Consider the following 20,249-nt stretch of genomic DNA (forward strand, 5'->3'; position numbering starts at 1 on the left):
ACTCCCTTCTTCTATCTCTAAGAACAGTACGATACTCTCTTAGTTTATCACGTTTTCTATTAAAAAATAAGCTATTGATTTCTAGATTGCACAAACTTTGGTAAAATAAGTTGAATGATAACTGGCACGAGTAGCACAATTGTTAGTAATCTAATCGTTTGTAATGAACTAACAATAGAGGAATCACTGCCAACTGACTGAGCAGTTAAAGCCATTTCAACTAAACCTCCGGGAGCAAAACTTAGCATTGCAGTAGCTAGATCCACCTCTGTATACATGCTGAATAAATAGCCAAAACTACCTGCCACAACGATTAGCAAAACAGATAGTAAGAAATAAAACAAAGCGAATTTCCCTGCCTTTTGTATATCTTTCAAAGAGATAGAGCAACCCAAGTAAATTCCTAAAGTAAGTTGTGCAAAAATATAGAATCCATTTGGCAAGATAAATAATTGAATCGGCAGTATTTGTAAAGCACCAACTAGTAACATTGGAATAATAACCAATCCTGCAGGTAGTCTTTTCTCAAATGCTAAAGCAATAAAATAAATCACCACATACAAGATTGCTGTCCAAATTGAACCTTGGTTCTCAACAACATTTGACTGTAATACAGTTGAATTAACTGGTACAAAATAATGTGTTGCTGCAAAGGGAACGATCAGTAGTACAGATAATAAACGAATGGTATGAAAAATAGTTACTAATCCAGTATTACCCTTTACTGCGTCACTTAATGCAATAATTGCCGATAAACCGCCAGGAATACTACCGAGCATACTTGTAATAGGATCAATAGGTAACCACTTGGCTAATAAATAGGAAGCTACTAAACTAATAGCAATCAACAAAAGAGTAAAAAATTCATAAGGGATAATATAAGGCAATATATCAGTAAAGGTCGTAGCAGTGAATGTCGTTCCAATCTGTATACCCATAATCGTGAAACTTACTTTACGTAATGGTAAAGAAGCTTGCATCTCTACTTGTGTAAATAATTGAACGATAAAAATACCTACTAATGGTCCTAATATCCAAGGCAACGGAACCTGTATCCACATAAATAATAAGCCAATAACGAAACCCACTAGGTAACCTGTTCCTAAACGTTTTATGTAAGGTAATATCATAAAAATCCTTCTCTCAATCAATTCAGCATTGTTTCATTATAATATAAAATGACCTCCTACCACAAAGTAGTACGAGGTCATTTATCTTATTTGAAAAGCGGTATTAAATATTCATACCCTTCTTCTGCTAATTTTTCTTTCGGTACAAAACGCATCGCTGCGGAATTCATACAATAACGCATCCCACCCGCTTCTACTGGTCCATCATCAAAGACATGACCTAGATGAGAATCTGCATCTGCACTACGAATTTCAATTCTTCTCATGCCATGTGCCGTATCAAGATTTTCTTGTAATTGGTTACGATCTATTGGTTTGGTGAAGCTTGGCCAACCACAGCCCGCATCGTACTTATCTTTAGAAGAGAACAAAGGTTCTCCGCTTACGATATCTACATAAATGCCATCTTGTTCTAAATCATAATATTCATTTTGATACGGTGCTTCGGTTCCCTTTTCTTGTGTTACCTGATATTGAACCGCTGTTAATTTCTTTTTTAAATCTTTCTTATCGTATTTAGGCTTCCAATTGTTCTTAATGAAATCTGCTCTACCAGAACCTTTTTTATATAATCGATAATGAAAGCCCTGTTTTTTATAATAATCCTGATGGTGCTCTTCCGCCCGATAAAAAGTAGAAGCTTCCAATATTTTCGTTGCAATTGGCTTTTTAAATTTACCTGATGCTTCAAGTTCCTGCTTTGACTCTTCTGCAAGTTCTTTTTGTTCATCCGTATGGTAAAAGATAGCTGTCTTATATGAATCGCCTCTGTCATTAAACTGTCCACCTGGATCGGTAGGGTCTATTTGACGCCAGAACAGTTCAAGTAACCGCTGATAGGAAAAAAGACTCGGATCATAAGTAATTTGAACCGCTTCGACGTGACCTGTTGTATCAGAACACACTTCTTCGTATGTGGGATTTTCTGTATGTCCACCTGTATAGCCTGACACAACCTTTTCTATACCTGGTTGTTCGTCAAAAGGTTCGACCATGCACCAAAAGCACCCACCCGCAAATGTTGCTACTGCTTTATTTAATTGATCCACAGATCATTCCTCCAATAATTAATAGTGTTTGTACACAGGTATAGTTTAATTCTTTTTACTGTTGTTTTCAAATATATAGTTTGGGCTTTGAACTTTGTGCCTTTGTTTGCTGTTTTGATTTGGCGTTCATTTCTGTTTCAATATGATAAAGGTCATCCGATGATTCATTAATTGCAACTTTTGCTCTTTTTTCAATCGATTCAACTTCTTCACTTGTATTTATCACTGTCTCATTGTCAACTTCATCCATATCAAGATTTGTATCCGCTTCGTCACCCTCATCATCCGACTCTTGAAATGCTTTTAATAAGGCTAACATCGATGGTATGTTTTTAACCATTGGCCCGTACTGTTGAATCAATGGTGTAACAGATTGCGTCATCTTTAGGACTTGTTGAATATTGTTTAATGTTCCTGTTACACCGGATCCACCACCTGTATTTTGCAATAGGTTAGTAGGTAAATATTTTTGTAGCATACCCATTAGACCCGATTTCTCTACTGGAGCAACTTGGGTAGGTATACCTCCTTGTTGAAATGGAGCCCCCCAATAATCAAATGGTTGTCTGCTAGTTGGTGGCATTAATTGTTGTGTTGGAGGTCTACCTTGGAACCCTGAAACCATAACAATCCCTCTTTTCTACTGATTTTGCTATGATATTGTACGCTCTGGAATAAAATCTGTGTAGGTCAGATGTACATGAAAAAGTCGTTGATTAGATTAACGGATTGATTCCGTTATATATCGCAAAAATAATCCAGTTCAATATGAATTGGGTTACCCGTTAGTTGTAGATCATCTAGTTTGAAAAAATGTTATATTTCATTGTCGAAGATGTTCCTGATGTACCACATTTCCCAAATCCAAGTTTCTTATAAAGTTGCACTGCTTGAGTATTATTAGGGTCAACACTTAAAGAAAGTGATGTATAACCATCCCTAGAAGCTGTCTCAATTAACCTTTTCATAAGTAAAAGACCAATTCCTTTACCTCTTACTTCATTAGTTACTGCAATACCTAGTTCAGGAGTTTCATCATCAATATAACCATAACCTTTTTGATTTTCTGTGAAAAGGCGATACCATGCTGCACCAACAGGAATATTATTCTCGTTATAAGCAATTAATGCTCTATCACCTTGTCTTATCCAACTCTCGCTATATTTTTTCATATTCAAGGAGTATAACAGTTCTTTTTTAGAAGGCTTATTTTGGGGAATATGAATAGATTCATACATCATATCCATTAAAAACTCTAAATCGTTTTCACTTTGTTCAAAACTTCTAATAGTTATCAAAAGCCATCACCTCGTTTGTTTTATACTAGTTCATGCACGCTATACAGAGAAAGATGTTGATTAGTTATTTGGTTCAATAACTAATCTTACCAGTATTCTCTAAAATAAAGTCATAACTTAGTGAGATAGGTTTTATAAATTCACTTTGCTTCTCTCCCGAAGTGATACCTATTTCTCCGAACCTGTCAGCCATAATGTCAGCTGTCGAGCCAACGATTTCTAAAGATAGATTGCTCGAACATCCAGCCAATAATATTAATATTATGAGAATCCCAGTAAAAAACCTCATAAAATTCCAAATTATAATTATTTTTCTTCATTATTCATATAATGTATATTAATTATTCCAGCACAAATAATAGAATCGACTACGCCTTGCTTAACTACTGCACCCGTTAGCTTTAATATAAGTTCCACTATTCTGAGATATAAGGAACAGGTGTATCTTGTTTCTCCCAATTACTTAGGTCTTCATTTGTTTCGATTATTTTTATCCAATAATTACCAGACTGTTTATCAAAGATGATAATGTTAGATTCATTTGGTGATACAAATTCTTACCTAAACTGTTCTTGTTGTGTCTTTTCTTCCACTTCCTGAACAAACACACACTTTAAGTACAGAACTAAAATTCTTTCTTCATTGAGACTACTTTAATATTTATAGCGTTTGGTTTATGTACAACTTCTTCACTATAAACATCATAACCTATGGAATTATATAGCTGTATATTCTTAGAAACTGTCATACGGACTTTACATAATATAGTAGTTACATCGACTTTCTTTGCATAGTCCTCTAAAGACGTTAATATCTTTTTTGCAATACCTTTTCCTTGTTTTTCAGGAATAACTGACAAACGATAAAAATATAAACCCTCGTCTTTAAATTGAAATCGCACCATACCAACTGGATTATTTTCTTCAAAAGCTATCAATGCCTTTTCCCCTTTTCCTAAAGCGGTTGAAACCGACTGTACAGTTTCTTCTAAAGCACTCGATGGCGGGGTTTCATTTTTATATTCCATAAATGCCTTAATCATTAAATCATGAATTAATGCTGCATTAAAAGATATAGCAGAATTTATTACCATGTTCCCACCTCTTTTTTGTAATGATTATCCATTCTAACTTTTTTTCATACGGAAGCGAAGCATTAAAGTTATTTTAACAATTTTAACAATTTTAACAATATATTTTAACATAAATATCCTAGTTCAATTAAAAATCCAATCAATACTTTAATAAATGAAATTGGTGATTTTTGCTTTCCCGAGTACCATTACAATTCAACAAACATTATGGTGTGTAATTTCTATGATGAATAATGTACTAATTGTTTTATACCAACAAAAAAGCACCTATCAAATTAAACTTCAATTTGATAGGTGCTATAACTTACAATTTCTCTGTTTGTGATAACCACCGGAATCCATTGGCATTGGAAGGAATCCATCCTTTTTGAATATTAGCTGAATTATTTCCTGGGTAAGCGCAAAATGCCTGCTTATCTTACATAAAAGTAAAAGCAACATGTCATTAATTGACGCTATAAAGAGAAAGAAGTTGATAGGTGCAAATTGTTTGTCCGTCTTTCCAAGTTAATTCGATAACTTTACCAAAACCTATTTGATCTGATTCCTGATGGCGTCTAATTTCCATCCGTTCTTGCATGGGAAATAACCAATAACCTGCTAGTGTAATAGAAAAGTGATTCTCAAGACCTTCCACGCGTCTTTCTTTTGCATCTGTTACCAGTTTAGTTTCTATTGTAAGCGGCATCGTCATATAAATCCCTCCGTTCTATTTTCTTTCATTATACAGTAAAATGGTATCTTTTAAAAAGTAAAAACTGCATGTGATCCTTGTGCAGAAGGGGTGATTTGTAATTTTGCGTATATTTCCTCTTTTAATTGCGGTACATGTGAAATGATTCCTAACACACGATTAGATTGTTGCAGCCCTTTTAGACACTCTATTGCTTGCTCTAAAGAGAGTTCATCCAACGTACCAAATCCTTCATCAATGAATAGTGTTTCTAACTGTACGCCACCAGAATGTGCCTGTACAACATCCGCCATTCCTAAAGCTAAGCTAAGTGCTGCTTTAAATCCTTCGCCACCTGAGAGTGTTTTAACAGAACGCTGTTGCCCCGTATGTTGATCCATTACCTCTAAGTCTAATCCACTCTTAGCACCACGTTTGGCGACTTCATTACTTCGAATCAGTTGATAACGATTTTCCGTTAACTGGTCCATCCGGATATTAGCCTGTAATAGTATTTCATCTAAGAAGGAAGATAACACATACCGTTCAAATGATAATTTTAAATGATTGGTACCACGGGCAAGGTCGGCTAATTCAGCAATGTCAAAATATTTCTTTTCATATATTTGTTGCTCTTTCACTAATTTTTGAACTGTAGTATGGAGCTTTTCATGTTGTTGTATCTTTAATTCAATTGCATGAAAAGATTGGTTTGTCTCTTCTAGTTTCTTTGTATGTTGATCAACTGTTTCTTTTAGCTTCTCAAGATCTGGTTCTGTTTGATTGTTTAATTGTTCCGTTAATACATCTAACCGTTCTGTGATCTTTTGTTTCAATTGCGTATAGTGTTCGATTTCATCTTTTAACTTGTTCAACTGTTCGGTTGATTTTTTTGCTTCCTGATAACGAAGCGTACTCGTGAAACCAGCTTCTTCAACTTTTTGGGTGAAAATCGCTTGCTGTGCATCTTTTCTTTGTGCTAACTCTGCAGTAAATTTTTCAATAGAGATAAGGTTTAACCGCGCTTCCTCACGTTGTTGTTTACTATCTTCCCATGCCTTTTGTTGTTGTTCCCATTGTTTAAACCATCTATCCAATGCTTGTTCTGTCTTTTGAATATGTTCTTGCCATTCATCTATCGTCATTGATTGATCTGGAATATCCGCTTTTAATTGCGTTACTTGCGTTTCAATTATTACTTGCTCATTCTTCGCTTCTTCTAATTGTTTCTTTTCCGTATCCAGCGCATTATTTAACTTTTCTATTTCCTTTGTAATATCTTGTTTCTCTAATTCCGCTTTTTCTAAACGGGTGACTTTTATTTCTTCTTCTTTTAATGCTTGTTTTTTCTTTTCTACTTTATCAATTGTTTGCTCAGTTAATTCTTTTAATGTTTCTTTATTTAGCTTATCCAATACAAGATTAAATTCAGAAGCTAGATTCTCAACCATATCTCGTTTCGTTTCACCTTTCGACTTTGCGTGAACATAAGCATCTTGCCATTTTGGTAATTCTTCCTCTAATTGAATCAAAACATTTTGTTCCTTTTTAAAAGCTTCTTCTGAAATTACAGCCGCTTCTATATTTGCTTTAGCTGGGTGGTCTGTTGAGCCACAAACTTGGCACGCTTCTCCATCGTGTAAATGACTTGCTAAAACATACGCATGATTTGTTTGCTGTTTTACTTCCATTTCTTGCAGCCGTTTCCGTTGGTCTTTTATTTGTTGATTTATAGTCATATAGCTGTTTTTTACTTGTTTATAGTCCATACGCAATTCCTCTAAAGCAAGGAAAGATTCTAACAACGTTTGACTTTTTTTATCTGACTCTTGTGCTTGAGCTAATTCTTTCTCTACTTGATAATAAACTTTTGTTTGTTGGGATTGCGTACGTAAGAATTCTTCTAGTTGAAGAAGAGCTTTTTGCTTATCTTCTATTACTTTTGTTGTGGATTGCACTTTATCATTTATTTGCGTATATTTTTTATGAGCCGCTTCTAATGCGATTTTCCGTTGTGTGTACTGGCGTAACTTTTCAACTTGCTTTTTCTTTTCACCTAGTTGGACAAACTCTTCTTGTTTTTCTTTTTCCTGTTGCTTCTGTACATTATATTTCTCTGTCATTTCTTCAAAAGCTTTTTCGAGATTTACCAACTGCTTATTTTGGGTAACAACTTTATCCTGTTGCTCTTTCCATTCTTGTCGTCGATCAGCTGCTTGTTTCTCATATGGGAGTACTGTATTCGCTCGTTCTCCTAACGATAGAGCTTGCTTTTTCTCTTCTATATCTGGCTTTTGCTGCACTACATTTTTCTTTTCTTCACTCAATTGTGCTTTCTCTAAAAATTTATCTGCGATCTGTTTCCCGTTGAAGAAAGCTTCTTGACTCCGTTCACGTTCTTTCTTTTCTTCTGTAATCATTTTTTTTAATTCTATAGATTTCTCTTTATCTACTTTTATTTTGCCATGTAGTGCTTCTATCGCGTTATTAATTGTTGATAGATCTACTAGAGCAGGATCATCCCATTCTATTTTGTTCATTTCCTGTGTTACTTTCCACTCGGTTTGTTCTAATTTTTCTTTTACATCTTTCGCTTGTGCTTTTAAAGCTTCTGTTACATCTTGATAGAAATACGTCCTAAATATTTTCTGTAAAATTTCTTCCCGCTCGTTACTGTTTTCAGCTATTAACTTACGAAACTCTCCTTGAGGAATCATAATCATTTTACGAAATTGATCATAATCAAGACCTAGCATCTCTTCAATTGTTTCATTAACGTCTTTAATTTTTGAATGAAGTAACTGTTTTTCACCGTCTTCAATCTGATAAAGTTCAGCAAGTGCGGGCTCCTCTCGAAATCCTTCGCCTCTTTCTTTTGGCTTTTGCTGTTTAGGTTGGCGATATACAAAATAGGTTCTCTCTTTCAATTGAAAGGTAAAAGAAACTGCGGTTTTGTCATCAGGCGTAGCAAAATGACTACGAAATGTATCATGATCGCGTTCACTACCACTTGCTTTTCCATACAATGCAAAACAAATCGCATCAAATATCGTCGTTTTACCAGCACCAGTTGGACCTGTTATCAAAAAAATAGATTCATTGCCTAACTCTCTGAAATCTATCTCTTGTTCCGCTTTATATGGACCAAAAGCAGATAGCATAATAGATACAGCCCGCATCTTATTTCCCCCTCTCTTGTTCAATTAAAGTTTGAATGACTTGATCGATATGTTCTTCACGCTCTTTTGTAATAGGTTCGCCCTTCATCTCTTCATAAAAGGTATGAAATAGTTGCGCATGTGTCATTTTCTGTTTTTCTTTTATTTGATTTAACTCGTTTAGTTGGCGATTTGATTGCAATACTTTCCGCTCTAGACGCAAAATATTTGGATATTTTTGACGTAACTTACCTATTGGATCTAATATTTGACCATCATCCAATAAACGAATGTGTAAATAATCGTCAGTTGGTTCCGCTTTATTCCCGTTAATAAAGTCATCAAAGTAACCTTCAATAATACGCAAATCACGTTTGGGTTTAAGTGGAATACGTGACAAGTCAATTGTTTTGTCTGCCGCTAAGTTAATCATCGTAACTGATTTGGTATTACTGGCTTCTGAAAAAGAATATTTTAAAATGGAACCACTATATTGGATCCAGTCATATGTCACTTTTTGTGGTTGATGTAAATGACCTAAAGCTACATAACTAAAATCTTTAAATAAATAGCTATCAACATATGGACTACCACCAATCATTGATAAACGTTCTTCTGAATCTGTTTCCATACCACCGGCGAGGAAGGCATGTCCAATTAAAACATGTCTTTCTTCCATATTTTCACGCTCTTTTATACGAGAAACAATCGCTTCCATTGCTTGTTGATGGGATTGAATCGTCTCGTCCTCAAATACAGACCGAGCATCAGCAGGTTCGATGTATGGAATAAGATGAAAATGTACAGGTCCAAACGCGTCATCAAAAGTGAGCGATCTCAATTCAGTTGTTAATTTCGTTTCGATAAATAGATCATTTTCTCTAAATAGACGACTACCAAATTGCAAACGATCTGGACTATCGTGGTTTCCAGATATAATTAAGACAGGACTATCAAAGTCAGTAATTAATTGCGTCAAGACACTATCTAATAGTTCAACCGCTTCCTTTGGAGGGATCGAACGATCATAAATATCTCCAGCAATAATAATCAAATCTGGTTTTTCTTCTCTAACAATATCTATAAATTGCGCTAGGACATGTGCTTGATCTTCTGTCATATGAACACTGTTAACGATTTTTCCAAGATGCCAATCTGCAGTATGTAAAATTTTCATTGTATGTAACTCCCCCTTACTAAAAAAAATAAAATGGAGAGGCCCTAGTATACACTAGAGCCTACTTCACTTCTTGATAGTCATCCCATAAATGGTCAAATACTTGAACTGCTTCTTTAAATGGGATGTTCCACTCTAAATAGCGACTAACCTCGTCATATGATTCACTATGTTTTGGGAAATCGTGATCACGAAACATCCATTCTGCTAATCGGCTTTCGTTTGTTACTTTTTTCGCTCCTCGATACCGCATCATATATTGATAAAATGAGCGCATTTTTACTCTCCTTACGTGACTTACTTATTTTTTTCGGTCATATTGTATAAAATAATAATCGTGTTGATTCTTTTCATCTTTTATTCCTTTGGTTTTACTAGTGATGCTCCAATCTTCTTCCTTGTACGAAGGGAAATAGGTATCTCCTGCAAACGTGTTGTCAATATAGGTCATATACATTCTGTCAGCATAAGGCAAGACTTGTTCGAAAATAGTTCCGCCACCAATGACGAAATATTCCGTTTCAGGGTTGGCTTTATTCCATTCAAGAATCGTATCAATCGAATGGATTACTTCGCACCCGTCTTGTTGATAGGATTGGTCACTTGTTATAATAACGTTCCTTCTTTTTGGTAAAGGTTTCTTAAATGATTCAAATGTCTTTCTTCCCATTATAATCGTATGATTTAGTGTTACTTCTTTAAAAAATTGTAAATCCCGAGGTAAATCCCATGGCATCCATTGCTCGTGTCCAATCACTTGATTTTTATCCATTGCAAAAACGAATGAAATCATTGGTACGCACTCCTTTCCTTATACAGCTACTGGTGCTTTAATTGCTGGATGTGATTTATAATCGACAATTTCTAGATCATCCATTTCGATATCAAAAATTGAGGATAACGCTGGATTAATCTTTAGTTTAGGCAAGGGATAAGCTGTGCGATCAAGTTGTGTTTTAACTTGTTCAAGATGATTGCTATAAAGATGCGTATCCCCTAATGTATGAATAAATTCACCAACTTCTAAATTACACTCATGTGCAATTAAGTGTGTAAGCAAGGCATAACTTGCTATATTAAACGGGACACCTAGAAAGACATCGCCACTTCTCTGGTATAATTGACAAGAAAGCTTACCGTCAGCTACATAAAATTGAAACATGATATGACAAGGTGGGAGTGCCATATTACTTGGTACATCTTCTGGATTCCACGCCGTAACAATATGTCTTCGCGAATCAGGATTTTCTTTAATTGCCTTAACTACTTGACGTAATTGATCAATCGTTTCTCCTTGTGACGTTTTCCATGCACGCCATTGACTACCATAAACGGAACCTAAGTCGCCATATTGTTCAGCAAATGTATCATCATGTACGATCTTGTCTTTAAACTTATCCATTTCTTCATTATATAATTGGGCGAATTCAGGATCGCGTTGACTCCTATTTCCAAAATCAGTCATATCAGGTCCTTGGTATGCATCACTTTCTATCCACTTTTTAAATGCCCACTCATTCCAGATATTATTGTTTTGTTTTAATAAATATTGGATGTTCGTGTCTCCTTTTATAAACCAAATTAATTCACTAGCTATTAAACGAAACGGGACGCGCTTCGTTGTTAATAAAGGAAAACCCTCTTGTAATGGGAAACGCATCTGATGTCCAAATACGGATAAGGTTCCTGTTTGTGTTCGATCATTTTTTTTGGTTCCATTTTCTAAAATCATATGACATAAATCGAGATAAGCTTGCTCTCCTGTTGCCATTATATACACTCCTTTATTTTACATGGTCATTAAAATCTTATTGTAACATATTACAAAAACATTTCGTTTTGAACTATAGTACATGTATTGGGCTATTGCATCATAATTTACTACGTACAGATAATTTGAAAGGAGGCGTTTTACATGCTTTCGACTAGTAACATCCAACAAGTCGCAAAACACTCCATGGCTTATGGCTATATGATAAGTCAACCTTTCGCCTTTTACGTAGACGCATACCCAATGATTCAAAATGAAATCTTTCAAAATGATGACGAAGAAGTTGCTTATGGTGAACACAATCAAGCGGTTCGTGTTCTGCAAAAAAAGTTAAATTACTTATCGTATTATAACAAGGAAATTGATGGTGAATTTGGTATATTTACCGAATATGCACTTAAAAAAATGCAGATTGAACATGACCTAAGTATAACAGGTAAAGCCGATCAACAAACAATTAATATAATTTTGAGTAGGGAACGCGAAAAATACTTAGCACCTTTAAAAGATATTGATCAAACATATTATTTAGGTGAAACAGGTGAAGCAATAAAGAGCATGCAACAGGCATTATACTATTTTGGCTATTATAAAGATTCCTTAGATGGCATATTCGGACCAAAGACGAATCAAGCACTTAGGTATTTCCAACAAGACAATGGATTAGAAGTAAGACAAGAGATAAATCAAGAAACAATAAAGACGCTACAACAAGAAGAAACAGTAGCAAAAGCAGCTGAAATTGAACTTACAGTTGAAGTTAACCCTGCTGAACATGACAACAACGTAAAAGAAGCAGATTCTACCCCAAACGAAAGTGTGGTCGTTCCTAAAACAAACCAGTCACTTGATACCAACCAGTTAATCACAACTGCGAAACAGTACACAGGAACAACTTATTTATGGGGTGGCACCTCACCAAGCGGATTTGATTGTAGTGGCTATATCCAATATGTTTTTCAACAATTAGGTATTTCTATTCCACGAACTGTATCTGAAATATGGAATATGTCAGTGCAAGTAGACAAACGTTCAATTGGTGATTTTGTCTTTTTTGAAACCTATAAATCAGGTCCTTCACACATGGGAATATACGTTGGCAATAATCAATTTATACATGCTGGTGAATCAAATGGTGTCGAAGTTAGCGATTTAGGAATAAGTTACTGGCAAGAAAGGTATATCGGAACAAAACGAATGGTAGTCGAAAACTAATCAGTAATAATGGTGAAGCAAGCGGAAAGCTAATTGATCCCCGCTTGCCTCTTTATTATTATCATAAATTGCTGTTCCACTCGTTATAAAAGGTAGAAAGAAATTGTTCCATATAAGCATGTCGTTTCACTGCTATTTCTTTTGCTGCATCCGTTTTTATTTTATCCTTTATTAATAAAAGTTTATCGTCAAAATGTTGTATGGTTGCATGCTGTTTTTGGTGGGCTTCTTCCGAATGTATGGAACGATTTTTATTCCCGCCATAGGCAAATGTTCGTGCAATCCCGATTGCTCCAATTGCATCTAACCGATCTGCATCTTGGACAATTTTTCCTGCTAACGTTTTTGGGTCCTGTCCTTTTCGAAATGACACGGTAGTTATTGTTTCCATAATCGAATCAACCAGGATATCTGATAGAGAAATAGACGTCAAAAAATGTTTCAATTCTACTATTGCTTGTTCAGGATCATCCGTTAGTTTATCATCTCCAACATCGTGAACCCAGCCAGACACTTCGCAAAGAAATGGATCTCCATTTTCTTGTTCAGCTAAATACTTCGCCATCTTGGCCACACGTTTCATATGATAATAATCATGTCCGGTGGCATCCAAATGAAACAGATTATATATATAAGTCTCTATTTCCGCTAAAACAACATTCTTATCCATCATTATCTCCCCTTAGTCATCTTCAAATAAATCTAATTGCCTCGGATTTAAATTTTTATATGAAATATCTAATAATTGTATGAACTCTTTTGCGTTATCACTAGCATCTCCACCTGAATTATTATTAAATAATATTGTGACGGTTTCTGCTTTTTCCTCTAGTTGTCTTACATATTCCGCCCATTCTGTTAATTCTTTTTTATTATATTGATATAAGTAACGTACGTTTCGCCAATCTTCTCCGTCACGACCATTACGATTCCAACCATGTATGTTTCTACCATGCATGCGAACAAGTACAGTAGAGGGATTTGTTATTTCTAATACGGTCGGAACAGATCCTTCACCCGCTTGTGGTTCATCACAGATTGTATGTGTCCATCCATTCTTTTTAATCAAATTCAGAGTAGCCTGTCGGTGCTCAGATTCAAACCATGTTTGATTCCGGAATTCTATTGCTATTGGCATACTTGGAAGTAGTTGTTTTATTTTTCGCAACTTTTGAATATTGGTTGCACGTACATCAAACCAAGGTGGAAATTGAAACAAAATAGTATGTAGTTTATTTGCCTCAATAACTGGTTGAATCGACTCTAGAAATGACTGAAATAATTGCTTTGCTTCCTGAATACTGCGCTTTATTCGATCATGCCCAGTCATTGATTGATGTGCCTTGATAACAAAATGAAAATTATCTGGTGTCTCAGAAATCCATTTATAATAATTTTCTTGTGACTGAATAGCATAAAAAGAACTATCAATCTCCACAACAGGAAAATGTGAACTATACGTAGCTAATTTATTCTTCTTTTTGTCTGGATCCGTATACAAGGTATCATGATCTCCCCAGCCTGTTAGACCAATTAGTAATGTCAATAGACACTCCTCCATTTTATAGTGAAACGAACTGTATTTATTTTACCACTTATCATCCTATTTCGCTTCCAATTCCTTGACTGCTTAAATCGAATACGCTATATTGAAATCACGAATAGAAGAGCGTTAGATTCATCTATGTAAGGTAGCTTCTTTAAAAGTGAATATAAAAAGGATTCGACTTTCTAAGAGCTCTTTTTCTATTACTTATAATTAGGACTTTTAAACATTCGTTGGGGTATGTTGCAAATTTATAAGACAACAAGTGAAAACGAGGCATACAAGCGGTAGCTGTTTTTCAAAAAATAATTGTAACTATTTGGCGGTGTTCTGGAGGCCATCGTATTTTTAGATAGGGGGTGTGTAGTATGTTAGAAGTATATGTAGACGGAGCTTCTAGTGGGAATCCAGGACCAAGTGGTGTTGGAATAGTAATTAAAAATAAACAGCAATATCTATCCCATCATTTTTATGTAGGGATACTATCCAATCACGAAGCCGAAATACATGCTGTGATCAAAGCACTACAGCTATGCAAAGAAAATTTCCCTGATCAAATTTTGTCTATACGGTCTGACTCAAAATTAGTAGTGGATATGATTGAAAGAGAACATACTAAAAACAAAAACTATCAACCCCTATTACAGGAAATACTATCCCAGATCAAGACATTTCCCCACTGTTTTATTAAATGGATACCAAGCATACAAAATAAAAATGCAGATCGTCTCGCACGAGAAGCGATTCTACAGTGGAAAAACTCAACTACATAATCCCTTTCTTCTGAAATTCCTTTTTCGCCTGTTTTTCGGTAGTCACCTTTTTCTCTTGCAACAACTCCAACAAACTAATATAGAAACTTCCGTCAAATTGACGCTGAATTTGAAGTGTCGTTTTTATTGCCATAATGATTAACCAATCATTTGCATTTGTATACTGTTTGCCAAAGTATATAAATTGGACTTCTTCATCTGTTAATTTAAAACCTTTTTCCCATAGTATTTCAATATAATCTCCTAACGTTACGTTATTCCTCATTCGATCCCCTCTTTCAAAAAACTACCTATAACATTTAAATGGAATCATAATCTTACTGCTAAATAGTTACTATAACTATAGCAATTATAATATAGATTTTTGTTGAATACTAGATTAATTTCTTTTATAGTTTAACGCAAAAATCATACAATCAATTATTTGCCAGAATTTTCTTAATAGTAAGACTTATCTAATATCTATTTACATTTAATAACACTCGTACTAAAATGATTACTTAGCTTTAATTACATACATATATTAGGAGGGTAATTCGTGAAGAAACTTTTATTCGTATTTAGTTTAGTAACCGTATTAGTCGTTACTGGTTGTTCAGCAGATGAAAACGAAGATGCAACAGCTGAAACAGAAACACCAGAAGAACAAACAACAGATGATCAATCTGTCCAGATTGGGTTATTAGATGCTCAATCAGAATTAACAAGTGATGTAGCACCCTATCAACAAAAGATTAACGCTTACCAAGCAGCTATCGTTGATGAGGAAGCAGATGAAGCAACAGTTCAAGCTGCATTAGATGAAGCTAAAACTGCTGCAGAAGAGGCTGCTAGCACACTTGAAGGTTATACGTTGGACACAGAATTACCAGAAGAACAAAAAGCAGAATATGAAGAAGCGATTTCAACTTTACAAACGTATTACCAAGAAGCTCAAACTAGTTTAGATGCTGATGAAGTAGATTTAACAACTGCACAAGCTGCTTGGGATGAATTTCAAGTAAAAATCACATCTCTTTATGAAGCAAATGATTTAATTGCTCCTGATATGGCTTCAGCATTAAGCTAATTTTCATAATATCTAATGCTAATTAAACATTTTAATCCAAAAGAAGACCATCACTATGGCTAAATAGTGATGGTTTTCTTTATAAATCATATATTTTTGTATATTTCTCCGTTAAATAGTCTAATAAATAGGTAGCGTTTAACGGTTCGTTGGTGACTTCTTTGATAATTTCTAGAGGTTTTTTCATTTTACCATGTTGATGTATATGACGCGTAAGCCAATTTTTTATCGGAGAGAAGTCTCCTGAACTTATTATTTGTTCTATATTCATTTCCTTCGATAATTGATTGTTAAATTGTGCCGCGTACATATAACCTAATGCGTAAGATGGGAAATAGCCAAAATCACCAGCAGCCCAATGGATATCTTGTAAAACACCTTCTCTGTCAGATGTGGGTCTAATCCCTAAATAATCTTCCATTTTCTGATTCCAAGCTTCAGGTAAGTCTTTTACAGCCAAATCACCATTAATTAGGGATTTCTCTAATTCATAGCGAATCATAATATGTAAACAGTATGTTAATTCATCTGCCTCGATTCGGATATAAGAAGGTTTTACCGCGTTAATTGCTGTATAAAAATCAGAAAAATCAAGTGTATGAAATGCTGCTGGTGCATAACTATGAAATAAGTCAAAATGTTCTTTCCAAAACGCCTCACTTCTTCCAATGAAGTTTTCCCAAAATAGCGACTGTGACTCATGTATGCCCATAGAAGTACCACTTGCCATCGGTGTTTGCGCAAGGCCCTTAGAGATGTTCTGTTCATATAAGGCGTGACCACCCTCGTGTATGGTTCCAAAAACAGCCATCCGAAAGTCGTTTTCATCATAACGTGTTGTTACACGGACATCATTTGGGTTTATGCCAATTGCAAATGGATGAATTGTTTCATCTAATCTTCCAGCGTCAAAGTCATATCCCATTTTTTTTAATATATCTAAGCTGAAATTTTCTTGATCTTTTTTTGGAAAGTGGTGTGTTAACAAATTCTCATCTGGTTGTATTTTTGTCTCACTAATTTGCTTAACAAGCTTAGTTAAACCAGTTCTAACCTGCTCAAATACGGTATCAAGAATCTCTGTTGTCATTCCTGGTTCGTATAAATGTAATAAGCCATCATATTTGTTATCTTGGTAGCCCCAATACGTGGCAAACCTTTTATTGTAAGATACAAGTTCCTCTAAATATGGTTGAAGTAAACTGAAGTTATTATCTTCTCTCGCCTTTTGCCAAACAGATTCTGATTTAGAACGAAGTGTGACAAATGCTTTATATTCAGCATCAGGGATTTTTATACTACGTTTATATTCGAGTTCACATTCTTCTAATGACTTTTGTAACACGTTATTGGTTGTTTTATCCTTTAATTGATCGATTAAATGCTTCATTTTATCAGATGTTGCTAGTTGATGCATTTTCTGTGACAAGAAACCAATCACTTCTGATCGTTGTTCTGCTCCCTTTTCAGGAATCTTAGTCCTCAAATCCCACTGCACTAAGGCTAGTGCCTCTCGGTACGCATCTTGATCTTTTAACAGTTCTTTAAATTCCTTTTCTAAAGTATCTACTGTTTGCATCTGACCACTCCTTATTAGATTCTTTTACCAAAGTATTGATAGTAATCCACTTTAATAAAGCCATTAAATAATTTGCGTTTTTTTGTTGCCTTTTTACCATACATAGCTTCAAACTTTTCATCAGACGTTAAAACATAGGAACTCCAAGAAGGATTTGAGCGCATCACTTCTCCAACTTGTTGATAGGACTCTCTAACCTCTTCTTGATCACCAATACGCTCACCGTATGGTGGATTTGATATCAAGTAGCCATTCGGTCGTTTAGGATTAAAATCTTTTGCTTGCATCTGTTTCCAATCAATTAAATCTGCTAGTCCTGCTTCAGTTGCATTATCTTGTGCAATTTGGATCATTTTGTGGTCAATATCAGTTCCCGTAATATCTAACACTTGGTCATAATTAGCTAAATCTTCTGCTTCTTCAAAAGCTTTATCCCATAGTTTTCGTTGAATAAGTGGCCATTCTTCTGAGGCAAATGAACGATTAAAACCAGGTGCAATATTTTGTCCTATTAGAGCGGCTTCAATTAGGATCGTACCGGAACCACAAAATAAATCAACTAATGGATAATCTGGTTTCCAATTTGTTAATTGTACAAGTGCCGCTGCTAACGTTTCTTTTAAAGGTGCTTCGCCTTGGCCTGTACGGTAACCACGTTTGTGTAAACCAACACCAGTAGCATCAATTGTTAAGGTAACGAGGTCTTTTAAAATCGCAACTTCAACACGGTATAATGCATCTGTTTCTGGAATACGGTCAGCTATGCCATATTTCTTCTTCAACTTTTCAACGATTGCTTTTTTTACAATTGCTTGGCAATCAGAAACACTAAACAACGTTGACTTATGCGACTTTCCGATTACAGGAAATTTACCGTTTTCGGGTATGTAATGATCCCAATCTAATGCTTTTGTTGCTTCAAAGAGATCATCGAATGTTGTAGCATAGAACTGTCCGATAACAACCTTTAATCGATCTGCTGTACGTAACCATAAGTTACAACGTGGGATCGCATTTATATCTGCTTCAAATATCACTTTACCATTTTCAACTTGAACCTCTGTATATCCTAATGCTTTTACTTCATTTGCTACGACTGACTCAAGTCCCATTGCAGCTGTTGCTATTAATTTAACTGTTTCTGTCATTATCTTTAATCCCTTCCTATACAAAATAAAAACCCTTCCAAACACCAATTAACAATTAGGTTAGGAAGGGCAATACATCTTATTTGATAGACCAATGAATGTTTTATAAGCCATGTTCTGTACTATTTGCACTACAAACGGTGGTCAGCCTCGTACACAAGTAGTAATCATCTATCTACAAGCTAATCAAGCTTGTCCTTGTTTCGGTTGAATTCCCTAATCCAAGATGCCCCTACCAAAATTTGGGTTGCTCACTCATGGGGTTTACCCGTTCCACCCAGACTGTTTCCAGACTGATTACGTCACTGTGGCACTTTAAAGGACATCACACCATATCTATTAATAGACGTAGGTGCTTATCCTGCCGTTAACCATATAGGTTACCTTGATTTATGTCTTCATCAAGCACGAACACTACAAACATCTCAGTCTGTGTGAGCATGGACTTTCCTCTACACATATAATATGTGCAGCGATTACCAAAACATTCATTTTTATGGTTATTCTAAATTTAAAAATTTAATATTGTACGCACACTGTTTCATTACGACAACTAAATAAGTATAACATATCTTTTGATCCAATGTTGTAGTAATTAGTGGTAATTACACAATTATTACGAATCAGCGTATTTCTTACCAAATACAGATTTCTCTAAATTAGATAATCGTTTTAAAATATCATAATTGACTTGATGGTTGGAAGTTGATGGTCTTGTTCTAGTTTGGTCAGGTGCTTGTTTTTTAATACGATCATTTTCTTGTCTTAGTTTAGTGATCTCATTTGCAAAACGCTCATAGTCTTGAATGATCACATCCAAAAACTCATCAACTTCTTCTTGATTATATCCACGCATTGACGTTTTAAAATCTTTATCTAAAATGTCTTTTGTTTTCAATTGATTCACTTCTTCTGTCATTATATTCACCTCGTATTTTCCAAAGCTCTATTCTTATTTTTTCAAATTTTTCGTCAAATGTCAATCACTGTTTGGTAAGTCAGGATTATTTTCAAGCCATTCTTGCACGATATCATCTAAATCAAACGGTGTAATGTAGTATATTGCATAGTCTGTCTGGTTATTTCTCTTTTTCGCTTCTTCTAAAAAGAATTTTACACTGCCTGGATTTTCTTCATCAACTAATATAAGACTTGCTTGACTTTTTTCTAGAAGCCATTTGTTTTTTGCTTTAAACTGATGTGGTCCTTTATAATCACTTTGGTAAAGCAACTCAAAAAAGTCAGCTTGCATAATAGCTTGCTGATAAGCCTCTTTATATGGCTCTGGCCAACGTGATTCTTGGTTATCAAACGGTGGGATAATAGCTAATTTTACATCATATGTATCCTGTAAATCCATAACAACTTCAGCTGCCCATAGTTCTACACCCATTTGTCCAGAAACAATCACCCATTCTAATCCTTCCTCAATAAGAGAAATAAGCCGTTTTTCGATAGCCTTTTTTATAAATACGACTTTTTGATCGTCAATTTTAAATATATTTATTTCAAATGATTTATAACCTGTAATTGTTAGTCTTTTTATCATACATCATCTTTCCTTTTTCAT

21 protein-coding genes and 1 other RNA gene are annotated in these 20,249 nt (G+C 34.9%); 3 read left to right on the top strand and 19 right to left on the bottom strand.

The window, feature by feature from the left end; translation table 11 throughout:
• Positions 1–71 precede the first annotated feature (71 nt).
• From D2K60_RS16170 to D2K60_RS16220, 11 genes are all read right to left on the bottom strand, one after another.
• Entirely contained in the window at positions 72–1,130 is a 1,059-nt protein-coding gene (locus D2K60_RS16170) for an AbrB family transcriptional regulator (protein ID WP_117169412.1), read from the bottom strand.
• Between the two features lie 86 nt (positions 1,131–1,216).
• The gene (gene msrA, locus D2K60_RS16175) at positions 1,217–2,179 is read right to left on the bottom strand and encodes a peptide-methionine (S)-S-oxide reductase MsrA (protein ID WP_117169411.1); all 963 of its coding nucleotides are present in this window, start codon (positions 2,177–2,179) and stop codon (positions 1,217–1,219) included.
• Positions 2,180–2,246: 67 nt separating this feature from the next.
• Positions 2,247–2,804 carry a VrrA/YqfQ family protein gene (gene vrrA / locus D2K60_RS16180; RefSeq protein ID WP_117169410.1) on the bottom strand — a complete coding sequence of 186 codons (558 nt, stop codon included), beginning with the start codon at positions 2,802–2,804 and terminating at the stop codon, positions 2,247–2,249.
• 175 nt (positions 2,805–2,979) lie between these two features.
• Positions 2,980–3,477 carry a GNAT family N-acetyltransferase gene (locus D2K60_RS16185; protein WP_117169409.1) on the bottom strand — a complete coding sequence of 166 codons (498 nt, stop codon included), beginning with the start codon at positions 3,475–3,477 and terminating at the stop codon, positions 2,980–2,982.
• A 625-nt stretch (positions 3,478–4,102) separates the two neighbouring features.
• Positions 4,103–4,570: a GNAT family N-acetyltransferase gene (locus D2K60_RS16190; protein WP_117169408.1), complete on the bottom strand. Its 468-nt coding sequence runs from the start codon at positions 4,568–4,570 to the stop codon at positions 4,103–4,105.
• Positions 4,571–5,015: 445 nt separating this feature from the next.
• On the bottom strand, positions 5,016–5,264 hold the full coding sequence (locus tag D2K60_RS16195; RefSeq protein WP_117169407.1) for a DUF2584 family protein: 249 nt from the start codon (positions 5,262–5,264) through the stop codon (positions 5,016–5,018).
• 50 nt (positions 5,265–5,314) lie between these two features.
• Positions 5,315–8,422 carry an AAA family ATPase gene (locus tag D2K60_RS16200; protein WP_117169406.1) on the bottom strand — a complete coding sequence of 1,036 codons (3,108 nt, stop codon included), beginning with the start codon at positions 8,420–8,422 and terminating at the stop codon, positions 5,315–5,317.
• Position 8,423: 1 nt separating this feature from the next.
• The gene (locus D2K60_RS16205; protein WP_117169405.1) at positions 8,424–9,578 is read right to left on the bottom strand and encodes an exonuclease SbcCD subunit D; all 1,155 of its coding nucleotides are present in this window, start codon (positions 9,576–9,578) and stop codon (positions 8,424–8,426) included.
• Positions 9,579–9,639: 61 nt separating this feature from the next.
• The gene (locus D2K60_RS16210; protein WP_117169404.1) at positions 9,640–9,855 is read right to left on the bottom strand and encodes a YozE family protein; all 216 of its coding nucleotides are present in this window, start codon (positions 9,853–9,855) and stop codon (positions 9,640–9,642) included.
• 24 nt (positions 9,856–9,879) lie between these two features.
• The gene (locus D2K60_RS16215; protein WP_117169403.1) at positions 9,880–10,371 is read right to left on the bottom strand and encodes a dihydrofolate reductase; all 492 of its coding nucleotides are present in this window, start codon (positions 10,369–10,371) and stop codon (positions 9,880–9,882) included.
• An 18-nt stretch (positions 10,372–10,389) separates the two neighbouring features.
• Positions 10,390–11,349, bottom strand: a complete 960-nt coding sequence (locus tag D2K60_RS16220) for a thymidylate synthase (RefSeq protein ID WP_117169402.1) — start codon at positions 11,347–11,349, stop codon at positions 10,390–10,392.
• A gap of 144 nt (positions 11,350–11,493) precedes the next feature.
• Here D2K60_RS16220 and D2K60_RS16225 point away from each other — a divergent pair, with 144 nt between their 5' ends.
• The gene (locus D2K60_RS16225) at positions 11,494–12,564 is read left to right on the top strand and encodes a C40 family peptidase (protein WP_117169401.1); all 1,071 of its coding nucleotides are present in this window, start codon (positions 11,494–11,496) and stop codon (positions 12,562–12,564) included.
• Positions 12,565–12,625: 61 nt separating this feature from the next.
• Here the strand turns inward: D2K60_RS16225 and D2K60_RS16230 are convergent, their stop codons facing one another.
• Together D2K60_RS16230 and D2K60_RS16235 are read right to left on the bottom strand one after the other, a co-directional pair.
• A complete protein-coding gene (locus tag D2K60_RS16230) occupies positions 12,626–13,234 on the bottom strand; it encodes an HD domain-containing protein (protein ID WP_117169400.1) in 609 nt (202 codons plus the stop codon).
• A gap of 12 nt (positions 13,235–13,246) precedes the next feature.
• Positions 13,247–14,110: a DUF72 domain-containing protein gene (locus D2K60_RS16235; RefSeq protein ID WP_240335274.1), complete on the bottom strand. Its 864-nt coding sequence runs from the start codon at positions 14,108–14,110 to the stop codon at positions 13,247–13,249.
• 368 nt (positions 14,111–14,478) lie between these two features.
• On the opposite strand from D2K60_RS16235, the gene D2K60_RS16240 reads away from it, so the two are divergent.
• On the top strand, positions 14,479–14,883 hold the full coding sequence (locus D2K60_RS16240; RefSeq protein WP_117169398.1) for an RNase H family protein: 405 nt from the start codon (positions 14,479–14,481) through the stop codon (positions 14,881–14,883).
• On the opposite strand, the gene D2K60_RS16245 is transcribed toward D2K60_RS16240, so the two are convergent.
• Positions 14,876–15,148, bottom strand: a complete 273-nt coding sequence (locus D2K60_RS16245; RefSeq protein ID WP_117169397.1) for a DUF6123 family protein — start codon at positions 15,146–15,148, stop codon at positions 14,876–14,878. The genes D2K60_RS16240 and D2K60_RS16245 overlap by 8 nt on opposite strands.
• A gap of 273 nt (positions 15,149–15,421) precedes the next feature.
• Between D2K60_RS16245 and D2K60_RS16250 the strand changes: the two genes are divergently transcribed.
• A complete protein-coding gene (locus tag D2K60_RS16250) occupies positions 15,422–15,952 on the top strand; it encodes a hypothetical protein (RefSeq protein WP_117169396.1) in 531 nt (176 codons plus the stop codon).
• 79 nt (positions 15,953–16,031) lie between these two features.
• On the opposite strand, the gene D2K60_RS16255 is transcribed toward D2K60_RS16250, so the two are convergent.
• From D2K60_RS16255 to D2K60_RS16275, 5 genes are all read right to left on the bottom strand, one after another.
• Complete coding sequence (locus D2K60_RS16255; RefSeq protein WP_117169395.1) at positions 16,032–17,531, bottom strand: carboxypeptidase M32; 1,500 nt, start codon at positions 17,529–17,531, stop codon at positions 16,032–16,034.
• A 14-nt stretch (positions 17,532–17,545) separates the two neighbouring features.
• Entirely contained in the window at positions 17,546–18,679 is a 1,134-nt protein-coding gene (locus D2K60_RS16260; protein ID WP_117169394.1) for a THUMP domain-containing class I SAM-dependent RNA methyltransferase, read from the bottom strand.
• 101 nt (positions 18,680–18,780) lie between these two features.
• An RNA gene (rnpB, locus tag D2K60_RS16265) (RNase P RNA component class B) lies at positions 18,781–19,167 on the bottom strand.
• 128 nt (positions 19,168–19,295) lie between these two features.
• Positions 19,296–19,598, bottom strand: coding sequence for a cell division regulator GpsB (gpsB, locus tag D2K60_RS16270; protein WP_117169393.1), 303 nt, complete (start codon positions 19,596–19,598; stop codon positions 19,296–19,298).
• A 60-nt stretch (positions 19,599–19,658) separates the two neighbouring features.
• On the bottom strand, positions 19,659–20,228 hold the full coding sequence (locus tag D2K60_RS16275; protein ID WP_338048359.1) for an SLOG family protein: 570 nt from the start codon (positions 20,226–20,228) through the stop codon (positions 19,659–19,661).
• Positions 20,229–20,249 lie beyond the last annotated feature (21 nt).

The sequence above is a fragment of the Paraliobacillus sediminis genome (genome assembly GCF_003426055.1).

Bases quoted from the DNA above. Each gene is read 5' to 3' on its own strand.
- D2K60_RS16170 (WP_117169412.1), bottom strand. From the start codon at position 1,130: ATGATATTACCTTACATAAAACGTTTAGGAACAGGTTACCTAGTGGGT.
- vrrA (WP_117169410.1), bottom strand. From the start codon at position 2,804: ATGGTTTCAGGGTTCCAAGGTAGACCTCCAACACAACAATTAATGCCA.
- D2K60_RS16190 (WP_117169408.1), bottom strand. From the start codon at position 4,570: ATGGTAATAAATTCTGCTATATCTTTTAATGCAGCATTAATTCATGAT.
- D2K60_RS16195 (WP_117169407.1), bottom strand. From the start codon at position 5,264: ATGACGATGCCGCTTACAATAGAAACTAAACTGGTAACAGATGCAAAA.
- D2K60_RS16200 (WP_117169406.1), bottom strand. From the start codon at position 8,422: ATGCGGGCTGTATCTATTATGCTATCTGCTTTTGGTCCATATAAAGCG.
- D2K60_RS16205 (WP_117169405.1), bottom strand. From the start codon at position 9,578: ATGAAAATTTTACATACTGCAGATTGGCATCTTGGAAAAATCGTTAAC.
- D2K60_RS16210 (WP_117169404.1), bottom strand. From the start codon at position 9,855: ATGCGCTCATTTTATCAATATATGATGCGGTATCGAGGAGCGAAAAAA.
- D2K60_RS16215 (WP_117169403.1), bottom strand. From the start codon at position 10,371: ATGATTTCATTCGTTTTTGCAATGGATAAAAATCAAGTGATTGGACAC.
- D2K60_RS16220 (WP_117169402.1), bottom strand. From the start codon at position 11,349: ATGGCAACAGGAGAGCAAGCTTATCTCGATTTATGTCATATGATTTTA.
- D2K60_RS16225 (WP_117169401.1), top strand. From the start codon at position 11,494: ATGCTTTCGACTAGTAACATCCAACAAGTCGCAAAACACTCCATGGCT.
- D2K60_RS16230 (WP_117169400.1), bottom strand. From the start codon at position 13,234: ATGGATAAGAATGTTGTTTTAGCGGAAATAGAGACTTATATATATAAT.
- D2K60_RS16240 (WP_117169398.1), top strand. From the start codon at position 14,479: ATGTTAGAAGTATATGTAGACGGAGCTTCTAGTGGGAATCCAGGACCA.
- D2K60_RS16245 (WP_117169397.1), bottom strand. From the start codon at position 15,148: ATGAGGAATAACGTAACGTTAGGAGATTATATTGAAATACTATGGGAA.
- D2K60_RS16255 (WP_117169395.1), bottom strand. From the start codon at position 17,531: ATGCAAACAGTAGATACTTTAGAAAAGGAATTTAAAGAACTGTTAAAA.
- D2K60_RS16260 (WP_117169394.1), bottom strand. From the start codon at position 18,679: ATGACAGAAACAGTTAAATTAATAGCAACAGCTGCAATGGGACTTGAG.
- gpsB (WP_117169393.1), bottom strand. From the start codon at position 19,598: ATGACAGAAGAAGTGAATCAATTGAAAACAAAAGACATTTTAGATAAA.
- D2K60_RS16275 (WP_338048359.1), bottom strand. From the start codon at position 20,228: ATGATAAAAAGACTAACAATTACAGGTTATAAATCATTTGAAATAAAT.